The organism is Citrobacter sp. GW821-FHT07H02, assembly GCF_059418505.1.
This window is the reverse complement of sequence record NZ_JBWKPZ010000002.1, coordinates 379241-392178: the sequence shown is the minus strand read 5'-3', so window position 1 is coordinate 392178 and position 12938 is coordinate 379241. Positions and strand designations below refer to the sequence as shown.

The window sequence follows — 12938 nt, the reverse complement described above, 5'->3', positions numbered from 1 at the left end:
CATTATCATAATGATAAATTAACATAGTCTGAACATACGGCGCCTTATGATTGTTTTCTCCTCGTTACAAATTCGCCGCGGCGTACGCGTCTTGCTGGACAATGCTACAGCGACCATCAATCCTGGTCAGAAAGTCGGTCTGGTGGGTAAAAATGGCTGCGGAAAATCTACCCTGCTGGCATTGCTAAAAAATGAAATCAGCGCCGATGGCGGCAATTATTCCTTCCCCGGCAACTGGCAACTGGCGTGGGTGAATCAGGAAACGCCTGCGCTTCCGCAGCCTGCGCTGGAATACGTTATTGACGGCGACCGTGAGTATCGCCAGTTGGAAGCGCAGTTGAACGACGCCAACGAACGTAACGACGGACACGCGATTGCCACCGTGCATGGCAAACTGGACGCCATCGACGCCTGGACCGTACGGTCCCGCGCCGCCAGTCTGCTCCACGGTCTCGGTTTCTCCAATGAGCAACTTGAGCGCCCGGTCAGCGACTTCTCCGGCGGCTGGCGCATGCGTCTTAACCTGGCCCAGGCGCTGATCTGCCGCTCAGATTTGCTGCTGCTCGATGAACCCACCAACCACCTTGATCTGGACGCCGTCATCTGGCTGGAGAAATGGCTGAAGAGCTATCAGGGGACACTGATCCTTATCTCCCACGACCGCGACTTCCTCGATCCGGTGGTCGATAAAATTATTCATATCGAACAACAAACGATGTTCGAGTACACCGGCAACTACAGCGCGTTTGAAATTCAGCGAGCCACACGCCTGGCGCAGCAACAATCGATGTACGAAAGCCAGCAGGAGCGTGTCGCGCACTTGCAAAGCTATATCGACCGTTTCCGCGCCAAAGCGACCAAAGCGAAACAAGCACAGAGCCGCATCAAGATGCTGGAACGCATGGAGCTTATCGCTCCGGCACACGTCGACAACCCGTTCCACTTCAGCTTCCGGGCGCCAGAAAGCCTGCCCAACCCGCTGTTGAAAATGGAGAAAGTGAGCGCCGGATATGGCGAGCGCGTTATTCTCGACTCCATCAAACTCAATCTGGTTCCCGGCTCACGTATCGGACTGTTAGGACGCAACGGCGCAGGGAAATCGACGCTGATCAAATTGCTGGCGGGCGAACTCGACCCTGTCAGCGGGGAGATCGGTCTGGCAAAAGGCATCAAACTGGGGTATTTCGCTCAGCATCAGCTGGAGTTCCTGCGCGCAGACGAATCACCGTTGCAGCATCTGACACGAATGGCGCCACAGGAACTGGAACAGAAGCTGCGGGATTATCTCGGCGGCTTTGGTTTCCAGGGCGATAAAGTCACCGAAGAAACCCAGCGTTTCTCCGGCGGTGAAAAGGCCCGTCTGGTGCTGGCGCTGATCGTCTGGCAGCGTCCGAACCTGCTGCTGCTCGATGAACCGACCAACCACCTGGATCTGGATATGCGTCAGGCACTGACCGAAGCCTTGATCGACTTTGAAGGGGCCCTGGTTGTCGTTTCGCACGACCGTCACCTGCTGCGCTCAACCACTGACGATCTCTATCTGGTTCATGACCGTAAAGTCGAGCCGTTCGATGGCGATCTGGAAGATTATCAACAATGGCTGAGCGACGTGCAGAAGCAGGAAAGTCAGCCTGATGACGCGCCGAAAGACAACGCCAATAGCGCGCAAGCGCGTAAAGATCAGAAACGCCGTGAAGCGGAGCTACGCACGCAAACTCAGCCACTGCGTAAAGAAATTGCGCGACTGGAAAAAGAGATGGAGAAACTGAACGCGCAACTGGCGCAGGCGGAAGAAAAACTGGGCGACAGCGAATTGTACGATCAGAGCAGAAAAGCCGAGCTGACAGCCTGTCTGCAACAGCAAGCCAGCGCCAAATCAGGGCTGGAAGAGTGTGAAATGGCCTGGCTTGAAATACAGGAACAGCTCGAACAGATGCTGGCCGAGTAGCCGTGATTGCCGGATAGCGACGTTGAAGCGTCGCCATCCGGTCTGCTACCTGAAAACCGGGTGAGGTGAATCAGCGTTGCGTCGCCAGCCGCTGGCGGATTTGTTCAAAATGTTCGCGGTTGAACAGTGCCCCATCGAGGAAACGCGTCTTCAGTTCACCCTCCTGCTCCTGAACCCAGCTTTGTTCATCGTGCAGACGTAATTCGCCCTGCTCATCACGCGCAACGCGCAGCAAACCGCGGGCAGAGCGTTTCAGTCCATTATCGGTTTTCGGCGCTTTAAAGATCGTACGGCCGTTGCCGTAGACCTCTCCCCAGGTCGCTTTCATCGCAAAACCAAAGGTGTCGCGCGTGTTGTACTGATAGGTGAAAGAACCGACTCCGAAGACCACATTTGAACTGGCAAACCCTTTCGCCTCCAGCCGCCGCAGGATCTCATTCGCCCGTTCAAGGGTGATGGAGTCGCCATAAATCAACCCGACGTGCGGGTCGAGCACCTTATAACCTTTCTCATTGATTGTGCCGCCGAAAATCTCCCACAGCACTTCCACCGATCCTTTCTCTTGTGGGCTGCGGTCAGCGCGATCATTCTCGTCCATTCCGGTGCCGCAAAGGATCTCCACCGGATCACCGCTGTCGGGGCGAAAGACCACCCGCCCTTCCCGCGCCAGAATGGTATTTTTGAGTTCACGGGTATACTCCGTCAGCACCTGCCAGTAGTCCCAGGTATCAGACACTATCGACACAAAACCCTGCGGGTAAAGATCGACAATCAACCGACGGAACGTTTCAATCTCATGTTCACGCTCGCCCATGCACATCACACTGTGTTCGGTCGCCGGAATACTGGCGCCGATAAAATACGCGTCGCCGTCGGTGTAGTAATCACGGGCATACAACAGCGACGGAATGCTATCCGTGCCTTTAAAACTCAACAGATGTCCACTGCCCGCCTGCATGGTGTCCTGAAGACCGGCCATGCCGCGAAACGAAAAATCATGGCATTGAAAGTCGAGGTGCGTCAGGTCGCTACAGGTTTTCTGTGCCCAACTCTCACAAATTTTGCGGTAATGGTGAGCAATGGTGGCGTTCGTTGAGGCTTTCCAGAGTTCCGCCGACAGTACGGTTTCCAGGTAATTCACCAACCAGAAAAACTCGGGTTTGGTGTTGATAATGGTGAGAACCGGTACCGCCATTGGCACTTTAGTGCCTTCATCCAGCGCCTTAATATGCAACGGCAAGTAGCCCAACTGATGCAGCGCGCGAATATGATCGACCGCGACGGCATCGCGACCGAGATAACTGTCCATCACCTGCTTATATTCGTTGACCACCTCGTCTTCCGGACGGACAAAGAAGGCCTCGTTAAACAGATCGACCAGGAACCACTGTAAAAAGCCCTGCAGACCAAAGAACACCAGCTTGCCGTCCGGCAGCGGCGACTGAAAATAGCGATCGCTGCGCGGTGTGAAGTTGGAATACACCCGGGTGGTTCCCTGCGGATACTGCACGCGGTGGGAGACTTTATAGCCGTCGATAGCCAGAATTGGATTCATTTTCATTATGTTGTCTCCCTCAGCGGTAAATCGCGTCAATGTCGATAAGTTCAAACTGCGGATGCGCCAGCGTCGGTGCAGCCAACGAGGTGGTCGTGTAGAGGGCATCAATGCCATTGGCAAACAGGTGTTCCACACCTTTCGAGAAGATGCCATGCGTCACGTACAGACTGACACTGCGCGCTCCGGCATCACGTAATACCTGCGCCGAACCAATGAAGGTGCCGCCTGCGTCGCACAGGTCGTCGACAATCAGCACATCCCGGTCCTTCACGTCCCCCGCCACCAGCGAAAAGCCGGTCAGATTGCCGCTCGCCACATCGCGTTTTTTACTCAGGATGGCGTACTCCGCTGCCCCTGCGACTCTGGCCACAGCATCGATTTTCTTCAGTGACCCGGCGTCCGGCGCCACCAGCATCAGCGCATGTTGTTGAAACTGACGGCGCAGAGTCGCGCTTTGCATCAGGCAGGCTTCCTGTGGCACAGCGATCATGTTATCTATCGCCGCCGCTGCAGCGTCGCTATGCGGGTCGAGCACTTTCACCTTGTCGAACTTCAGCGTGTTGAGCTGACGGGCAAAGACTTTCAGTGCAAAGCTGTCACCGGTAACCATATGGCGGTCCTGACGCGCCCACGGCAGCCAGGGAAGTTCAAGATGACTCACCAACACATCCGTCTGATGACGTACCGCCTCAACCAGTTGCGCCAGCAGCATGAAATCGTTCATATCACGCATCGCCGCTGCGCGAATGCGCATCAGACGAGCGGAGGGCGGTAACGTCTCCGTCACCTTCAGCCAGACAGCGCCATCCGGAAAAACACCGCTGGCAATGGCGTAGACCTGCTCATCCAGCGTTAATGTCAATTTTTCGCTCATATCTCATCCCGCCCCTTAATTATGTCCCTTCGACACAATTAATAATGTCCCTAAGACACATATTAAGCAAGCGCAAAATTGATTAATTTTTCGCAGAGAAGTTAATCAGCTGATAAGTAATGGAAAAAAACGCGCCTTGCCGCCTGATGTCGTGCTGGTACACTTGTGAACGTTCCACATCACCGTGAGTGCCTTATGACAACCGAAGCCGACTATCTGAACCAGTACGATGCCAGCCGCTTTCCTTCTCCCCTGGTCACAGTGGATAGCGTGTTGTTCACCCTGCATGAACAAACGCTGTGTGTCCTGCTGGTCGAACGGGCAAAGCAGCCGCAGAAAGGGCGCTGGGGATTGCCTGGCGGTTTTATTGATATGGCACGCGATGATTCCACCCGCGCGACGGCGTTACGTAAGCTGACAGAAAAAACAGGGGTTTCCCCTTCATGGCTGGAGCAACTGGATACCGTCTCCGGACCCGACCGCGACCCGCGCGGCTGGAGCCTGACCGTCACCTGGTTCGCGCTGATCGCCTGGGCCGATTGCGCGCCGCATATCGCCAGTGTTAGCGACGCTCGCTGGGTACCGCTCGACAAGCTTGCCGAATATCCTCTGGCGTTCGACCACGAGAAAATCATTGCCTCAGCGCTGCATCGCCTACGGCAAAAAACGATGTACTCGTTACTGCCCGTCTACTGTCTGCCGGCGTCGTTTACCCAGGGTCAGTTGCAGGAGGCGACCGAAATCATTCTGGGTCAGGCCATTCAGCGTAAAAGTCTGATTCGCCGTTTTGAGGCGTCGGGCATGTTTGAAGAGACAGGGGAAAGTGCGGCAACAGGCACGCGTAAAGCCCGTCTCTGGCGGCGTAAACCCGGGGTGGACATCCATCTTTTCTCACGTAACCTCCTGACTGACTAAGCGTAAAATCACATATTGGCTAACCTGCCAGCCGTGTGCGCGGTATAGTTATTCTTCCCGATGATTAATTGCTCTGGTGCTATGGTTGAAATCACCCCCACAGAAATGACCCCGACCGACGCTGATTCGTATGAGTTCCGCCCGATGCGCGGCATCAGCAATCGCCATCTACAAACGATGCTCCCACGACTGATCCGCCGTAAAGTGCAGTTCAGCCCACACTGGCAACGCCTGGAATTACCCGACGGCGATTTTGTCGATCTGGCATGGAGTGAAGATCCGCATCAGGCGAAACACAAACCGCGTCTGGTGGTGTTTCATGGTCTTGAAGGTAGTCTGAACAGCCCGTATGCCCACGGACTCATAGAGGCCGCGCAAAAGCGTGGATGGCTGGGTGTCGTGATGCACTTTCGCGGTTGCAGCGGCGAACCCAATCGCCTGAATCGCATTTATCACTCCGGGGAAACGGAAGACGGCACCTGGTTTTTACAGTGGTTACAACGCGAGTTTGGTCGTGTTCCCACCGCTGCGGTTGGCTATTCGCTCGGCGGCAATATGCTGGCCTGCCTGCTGGCGAAAGAAGGTCGGGGGATTCCTGTCGATGCGGCAGTGATTGTCTCCGCACCTTTCGTGCTTGAAGCCTGCAGCTATCACATGGAAAAAGGGTTTTCGCGCGTTTACCAGCGCTACCTGCTCAATCTGCTCAAAGCCAACGCGTCACGCAAACTGGCGGCCTATCCCGGCACGCTCCCTGTCAATCTGGCGCAGTTAAAAGCGGTACGGCGTATCCGTGATTTTGATGATCTTATTACTGCTAAAATTCACGGTTTTGCTGATGCGATAGACTATTATCGTCAATGTAGCGCCATGCCGTTGCTCAATCAGATCGCCAAACCCACGCTGATTATTCACGCGAAAGACGATCCGTTTATGGACAGTCATGTGATCCCGAACCCCGAGAATCTGCCGCCGCAGGTAGAGTATCAATTAACCGAGCATGGCGGGCATGTCGGCTTTATCGGCGGGACGCTGCGCCGCCCTGAAATGTGGCTTGAATCGCGTATCCCTGACTGGCTCACCACGTATCTGGAAGCATAATCATGATGATCCCCTGGCAGGAGTTGTCCCCTGAAACGCTGGATAACCTGATTGAAAGCTTTGTATTGCGCGAAGGCACCGATTATGGTGAACATGAACGTTCGCTTGCGCAAAAAGTCGCCGACGTCAAACGTCAGCTACAGTGTGGCGAGGCCGTTCTGGTGTGGTCCGAACTCCACGAAACGGTCAATATTATGCCCAAAAAGCAGTTGCACGAGTAATCCCCCGCTGAGGGCCGACTATACTAAAACGAGTGTTTATTCATGGAGTTGTTATGTCTGCCAAACATCCAGTGATTGCGGTAACAGGGTCCAGCGGCGCGGGGACCACCACCACCAGCCTCGCGTTCCGTAAAATTTTTTCACAGTTAAATCTGCGTGCCGCCGAGGTGGAAGGCGACAGTTTTCACCGCTATACCCGCCCGGAAATGGACATGGCGATCCGCAAAGCGCGGGACGCCGGGCGGCATATCAGTTATTTCGGCCCCGAAGCCAATGATTTTGGCCTGCTGGAACAAACGTTCAGCGAGTACGGACAAGTGGGCAAAGGCCAGTCGCGGAAATATCTGCATACCTACGATGAAGCAGTACCGTGGAATCAGGTGCCGGGAACCTTCACGCCGTGGCAACCCTTGCCTGAACCGACCGACGTCCTGTTCTATGAAGGGCTGCACGGCGGCGTAGTGACGCCGCACCATAACGTGGCGCGCCATGTGGATTTACTGGTTGGCGTAGTACCGATCGTGAACCTGGAGTGGATACAAAAACTGATCCGCGACACCAGCGAGCGCGGACACTCCCGCGAGGCGGTGATGGATTCGGTGGTTCGCTCAATGGATGATTACATCAACTACATCACCCCGCAGTTCTCCCGTACGCATATTAACTTCCAGCGTGTACCCACGGTAGACACCTCGAATCCCTTTGCGGCAAAAGGCATCCCGTCATTAGACGAGAGCTTTGTCGTTATTCATTTTCGTAATCTGGAAGGGATCGATTTTCCCTGGTTGCTGGCGATGCTTCAGGGTTCATTCATTTCCCACATCAATACATTAGTCGTGCCGGGCGGCAAAATGGGACTGGCGATGGAGTTGATTATGCTGCCGCTGGTTCAGCGACTGATGGAAGGCAAAAAAATCGAATAATGCGCAGCGTTGCCGGATAAGCGTCACGCCCTCCGGCAACCTGAGATCACGCGGCAATCACTTCGTATGAGTGCGTGATATTCACCGCTTTTTCCAGCATCAACGCAACAGAACAATATTTTTCTGCAGAAAGATCAACAGCGCGCGAAACGGCGGCGTCTTTCAGGTCATTGCCAGTCACAATGAAATGCAGATTGATATGCGTGAACAGGCGCGGCGCCTCTTCACGACGCTCGGAAGTGAGCTTCACTTCGCAGTTGGTCACATCCTGGCGTCCCTTTTGCAGAATAGACACCACATCAATCGCACTGCAGCCACCCGCGGCCATTAACACCATTTCCATCGGACTCGGCGCTTTATCACCGGAGTTACCATCCATCAAAATTTGGTGGCCGGAAGCAGACTCTCCCAGGAAGGTTAGCCCTTCGACCCATTTCACACGCGCTTGCATATTTCGTAACTCCAATGTTTCAATTTTCCTGACAGATTACGCGGACATAACAAATCTCGCAATGGAAGGCGACCTGCATCATGCTGAAGCGAGACACCAGGAGACACACGGCGAAAGCTATGCTAAAACAGTCAGGATGCTACAGTAATACATTGACGTACTGCATGTATGCAGAGGACATCACATTACAGGCTGCAGTACATTTTTAGCAGCCCCCTTCCCTGGCAGCGGGAAGCATATTTTGGCAACCCCAGAGACAGCGTCGTTTTCTGGCTCTGGAGACAGCTTATAACAGAGGATAACCGCGCATGGTGCTTGGCAAACCGCAAACAGACCCGACTCTCGAATGGTTCTTGTCTCATTGCCACATTCATAAGTACCCGTCGAAGAGCACGCTGATTCACCAGGGTGAAAAAGCAGAAACGTTGTACTACATCGTTAAAGGCTCAGTGGCAGTGCTGATTAAAGACGAAGAAGGGAAAGAGATGATCCTTTCTTATCTGAATCAGGGCGATTTCATTGGCGAATTAGGCCTGTTTGAAGAAGGCCAGGAACGCAGTGCATGGGTACGTGCAAAAACGGCCTGTGAAGTCGCTGAAATCTCCTACAAAAAATTTCGCCAACTGATCCAGGTGAACCCGGATATTCTGATGCGCCTGTCTTCCCAGATGGCTCGTCGCCTGCAAGTTACGTCCGAAAAAGTCGGCAACCTTGCCTTCCTCGACGTAACTGGTCGTATCGCTCAGACTCTGCTGAACCTGGCGAAGCAACCCGATGCGATGACTCACCCGGACGGCATGCAAATCAAAATCACCCGTCAGGAGATCGGTCAGATCGTTGGCTGTTCTCGCGAAACCGTTGGTCGTATTCTGAAAATGCTGGAAGATCAGAACCTGATCTCCGCGCACGGTAAGACCATCGTCGTCTACGGCACTCGTTAACCCCGTCGAAATGGCGTATTACCCTGTAATGCGCCATTTTTGTTGGCACCGATGTGGCGAAGACTGATTTATCACCCTGAAATCAACTACGCACTGCGGCAAACGCTGGTGCTGTGTTTGCCTGTGGCGATCGGCCTTATCATTGGCCAGTTGCATCTGGGATTGCTCTTTTCTCTCGTTCCCGCCTGCTGCAACATTGCCGGGCTTGATACTCCCCACAAACGCTTTTTCAAACGCTTAGTCATTGGCGCATCGCTGTTTGCCGGATGCAGCCTGGCCATGCAGCTACTGCTCGCGCAAGCAATACCGCTACCGCTGATTCTGACGGGTTTAACGCTGATTCTTGGCGTGACGGCGGAACTCAGCGCCTTGCATGCCCGACTCCTGCCTGCCTCGCTTATCGCCGCTATTTTCACGCTAAGCCTGGCCGGTAACATGCCCGTCTGGGAGCCGTTGCTGATCTATGCCCTGGGCACCCTGTGGTACGGGCTTTTTAACTGGTTTTGGTTCTGGCTCTGGCGTGAACAACCGCTACGCGAGTCACTCAGTTTGTTGTACCGCGAGCTGGCCGACTACTGCGAAGCCAAATACAGTCTGCTCACCCAGCATGCCGATCCTGAAAAAGCGCTGCCGCCCTTGTTGGTACGCCAACAGAAGGCGGTGGATCTCATCACCCAGTGTTACCAGCAAATGCACATGCTGTCGGCACATCACAATAATGAATATAAACGCCTGCTGCGGGCCTTCCAGGAAGCGCTGGACTTACAGGAACATATCTCCGTCAGTCTGCATCAGCCAGAAGAGGTGCAAAAGCTGGTCGAACGCAGCCATGCGGAGCAGGTGATTCGCTGGAACGCGCAAACGGTCGCTGCGCGCTTGCGCATCCTGGCGGATGACATTCTGTATCACCGCCTGCCGACTCGCTTTAGCATGGAAAAGCAGATTGGCGCGCTGGAGAAAATCGCCAACCAGCATCCCGATAACCCGGTGGGTCAGTTCTGTTACTGGCACTTTAGCCGCATTGCCCGTGTATTGCGGACCCAACGCCCACTCTATGCCCGCGACCTGATGGCGGATAAACAACGCCGACTCCCGCTGATCCCGGCCCTAAAAAACTATCTGTCCTTCAAATCGCCCGCTTTGCGAAATGCCGGGCGCATCAGCGTAATGCTGAGTATCGCCAGCCTGATGGGCAGCGCGTTACATCTGCCGAAACCGTACTGGATCCTGATGACGGTGCTGTTTGTAACGCAAAACGGCTACGGCGCGACGCGGGTTCGCATACTACACCGTTCGGCGGGCACGCTGGTTGGACTGGTGATTGCGGGTGTGACGCTACACTTCCACATCCCTGAAGGCTTCACGCTGGCGGGCATGCTGGTCATTACGCTGGTGAGTTATCTGATCATTCGTAAAAACTACGGCTGGGCAACGGTTGGGTTTACGGTCACTGCGGTGTATACCCTGCAATTGCTGACGTTAAATGGCGAGCAGTACATTGTGCCGCGGTTTATTGATACGGTGATTGGCTGCCTGATCGCGTTTGGCGGAACGGTCTGGCTCTGGCCGCAGTGGCAGAGCGGTCTGTTGCGCAAAAACGCCCACGACGCGCTGGAAGCTGACCAGGAAGCCATCCGCCTGATCCTCAGCAGCAATCCACAGGCAACGCCGCTCGCGTATCAGCGTATGCGTGTCAATCAGGCGCACAACACGCTGTACAACTCGCTGAATCAGTCCATGCAGGAACCCGGATTTAACGCGCACTATCTGGCAGATATGAAACTGTGGGTAACGCACAGCCAGTTTATTGTCGAGCACATCAATGCAATGACCACACTGGCGCGGGAACATACGATGCTGACGCCAGACCTTGCGCAACGCTATCTGGAATCGTGCGAAATTGCGCTCCAGCGCTGCCAGCAGCGTCTGGAGTATGACGGACCGGGCAGTTCTGGCGATGTGAATATTCTGGAAGCGCCAGAGACGCTCTCCCATGGGCCATTAAGTACCCTGGAACAACACCTGCAGCGCATACTGGGCCACCTGAACACCATGCACACCATTTCGTCGGTCGCCTGGCGTCAACGGCCTCACCACGGGATCTGGCTCAGCCGTCGGTTACGGGATATTAAGAGCTAACGACTTTCGCGACGGCCTGCGCGAAACGCTGCATTCCCTCGTCGATATCCGCCTCTTCCACCACCAGCGAAGGGGCGAAGCGCATCACATCCGGACCGGCATTCAGCACCATCACGCCTTCATTCGCGCCCGCATAAAGAAACTCACGCGCTCGTCCCTGATATTGCGGCTTCAACTCTGCCCCAATCAGCAATCCCATCCCGCGAATGTCGCTGAAAACGTCGTACTGCTCGTCAATTTTCTGCAAATGCTGAACAAATTTCTGCCGTTTCGTCTGAATGCCGTCCAGCACGTCTGGCGTGTTAATAATATCGAACGCTGCGCCAGCAACCGCGCAGGCCAGCGGGTTACCACCGTAGGTGGAACCATGGGAACCGACGTGAAACGCAGAGGCAATCTCCTGCGTGGTCAGCATGGCGCTCACCGGGAACCCGCCGCCAAGCGCCTTGGCGCTGGTCAGAATATCCGGCGTCACGCCATAGTACATATACGCAAACAGGGAGCCTGTGCGCCCCATACCGCACTGCACCTCATCAAAGACCAGCAATGCCTGATGCTGGTCGCACAATTCGCGCAGACCTTTCAGGAACTCGGGGGTTGCCGCCGTTAATCCCCCTTCCCCCTGGATGGGCTCCACCACCACCGCGCAGGTATGGTCATCCATCACAGCTTTCACCGCATGGAGATCGTTAAAGGGAACATGGACGATGTCGGCCGGTTTCGGTCCAAAACCATCGGAATACTTCGGCTGGCCGCCAACCGTTACGGTGAACAGTGAGCGACCGTGAAACGCGTTATGGAAGGCGATGATTTTGGTTTTGAACGGACTGTGACGCACGCAGGCGTAGTGACGCGCCAGTTTGAAGGCCGTCTCATTCGCTTCTGTACCCGAGTTCATGAACAGCACGCGTTCTGCAAACGTCGCGTCGATAAGCTTACGCCCCAGTCGTAGCGCCGGTTCATTCGTGAAGACGTTACTGGTGTGCCACAACGTTTCGCCCTGGGTTTTCAGCGCCTCAACCAGCGCCGGGTGACAATGCCCCAACGCTGTTACTGCAATCCCGCCAGCAAAATCAACGTATTCCTTTCCTTGTTGATCCCAAACGCGGCTGCCTTTGCCTTTTACCGGAATAAACTCCGCCGGTGCATAAATCGGCAGAATAACCTCATCAAAAGTCGCGCGTGTAATTGCAGTTTGTTCAGTTGCCATCTTATGACCACCCAGTTATGCAGAAATTAACGTGAAATTATAATCACAAAATATGCATAAAAAATCATTAGATAGCAACCACAAATCAGCGCTGGAGGAAATTTGCCAGTAGCTGATGCCCCTGCTCGCTGAGAATGCTTTCTGGATGAAACTGGACACCTTCCAGATCCCATTCCCGATGGCGAATGCCCATAATTTCCCGGGTTTCACTCCAGGCGGTGACGTCAAAACAGGCGGGTAGCGTGGCCGGGTCAATCACCAGAGAATGGTAACGCGTCACACATAATGGCGTCGGCAACCCCAGGAAAACCCCCTGACCGGTATGGGTTATCGGCGAGGTTTTACCATGAATGACTTTCGCTGCCCGAACGATGGTCGCGCCAAACGCCTGCGCCATGGCCTGGTGGCCCAGACACACGCCCAGGATGGGCAGCCGTCCGGCATAATGGCGAATCACATCCAGCGAAATTCCGGCCTCGTTGGGCGTACAAGGGCCAGGAGAAATCACGATCTTTTGCGGATTGAGTGCGTCGATTTGTGCCAGCGTCAACTCGTCATTCCGTTTGACCAGCACGTCAGCGCCAAGCTCGCAAAAATACTGGTAGAGGTTCCAGGTGAAAGAATCGTAGTTGTCGATTAGCAGGATCATGGCGGCTCCGG

At 54.7% G+C, this 12938-nt stretch carries 11 protein-coding genes and 1 pseudogene; 7 read left to right on the top strand and 5 right to left on the bottom strand.

Annotated elements, in window-relative coordinates:
* Positions 1-46: 46 nt before the first annotated feature.
* Positions 47-1948, top strand: a complete 1902-nt coding sequence (locus AC07NP_RS04930) for an ABC transporter ATP-binding protein (RefSeq protein WP_494659753.1) — start codon at positions 47-49, stop codon at positions 1946-1948.
* A 70-nt stretch (positions 1949-2018) separates the two neighbouring features.
* Here AC07NP_RS04930 and AC07NP_RS04925 read toward each other — a convergent pair whose 3' ends face one another.
* Positions 2019-3509, bottom strand: a complete 1491-nt coding sequence (locus AC07NP_RS04925; RefSeq protein WP_494659752.1) for a nicotinate phosphoribosyltransferase — start codon at positions 3507-3509, stop codon at positions 2019-2021.
* Between the two features lie 13 nt (positions 3510-3522).
* Complete coding sequence (prs, locus tag AC07NP_RS04920; RefSeq protein WP_494659751.1) at positions 3523-4380, bottom strand: ribose-phosphate diphosphokinase; 858 nt, start codon at positions 4378-4380, stop codon at positions 3523-3525.
* A gap of 195 nt (positions 4381-4575) precedes the next feature.
* On the opposite strand from prs, the gene AC07NP_RS04915 reads away from it, so the two are divergent.
* The 4 genes and pseudogenes from AC07NP_RS04915 to AC07NP_RS04900 all read left to right on the top strand — a co-directional run bounded on the left by AC07NP_RS04915 (position 4576) and on the right by AC07NP_RS04900 (position 7537).
* Positions 4576-5295: an NUDIX domain-containing protein gene (locus AC07NP_RS04915; RefSeq protein ID WP_494659750.1), complete on the top strand. Its 720-nt coding sequence runs from the start codon at positions 4576-4578 to the stop codon at positions 5293-5295.
* A gap of 35 nt (positions 5296-5330) precedes the next feature.
* Positions 5331-6393: pseudogene (locus tag AC07NP_RS04910) on the top strand (hydrolase).
* 2 nt (positions 6394-6395) lie between these two features.
* Positions 6396-6614 carry a YheU family protein gene (locus AC07NP_RS04905; protein WP_203359758.1) on the top strand — a complete coding sequence of 73 codons (219 nt, stop codon included), beginning with the start codon at positions 6396-6398 and terminating at the stop codon, positions 6612-6614.
* A 53-nt stretch (positions 6615-6667) separates the two neighbouring features.
* The gene (locus tag AC07NP_RS04900; protein WP_203359757.1) at positions 6668-7537 is read left to right on the top strand and encodes a phosphoribulokinase; all 870 of its coding nucleotides are present in this window, start codon (positions 6668-6670) and stop codon (positions 7535-7537) included.
* Between the two features lie 46 nt (positions 7538-7583).
* Here AC07NP_RS04900 and AC07NP_RS04895 read toward each other — a convergent pair whose 3' ends face one another.
* Complete coding sequence (locus AC07NP_RS04895) at positions 7584-7988, bottom strand: OsmC family protein (protein ID WP_192614277.1); 405 nt, start codon at positions 7986-7988, stop codon at positions 7584-7586.
* Positions 7989-8296: 308 nt separating this feature from the next.
* On the opposite strand from AC07NP_RS04895, the gene crp reads away from it, so the two are divergent.
* On the top strand, positions 8297-8929 hold the full coding sequence (gene crp / locus AC07NP_RS04890; protein WP_000242758.1) for a cAMP-activated global transcriptional regulator CRP: 633 nt from the start codon (positions 8297-8299) through the stop codon (positions 8927-8929).
* Positions 8930-8980: 51 nt separating this feature from the next.
* Complete coding sequence (locus AC07NP_RS04885; protein ID WP_494659775.1) at positions 8981-11068, top strand: YccS/YhfK family putative transporter; 2088 nt, start codon at positions 8981-8983, stop codon at positions 11066-11068.
* Here AC07NP_RS04885 and argD read toward each other — a convergent pair.
* Positions 11058-12278, bottom strand: coding sequence for a bifunctional acetylornithine/succinyldiaminopimelate transaminase (gene argD, locus AC07NP_RS04880; RefSeq protein WP_494659749.1), 1221 nt, complete (start codon positions 12276-12278; stop codon positions 11058-11060). The two genes, AC07NP_RS04885 and argD, sit on opposite strands and share 11 nt — an antisense overlap.
* Positions 12279-12363: 85 nt before the next feature.
* A complete protein-coding gene (gene pabA / locus AC07NP_RS04875; RefSeq protein WP_494659748.1) occupies positions 12364-12927 on the bottom strand; it encodes an aminodeoxychorismate synthase component 2 in 564 nt (187 codons plus the stop codon).
* Positions 12928-12938 lie beyond the last annotated feature (11 nt).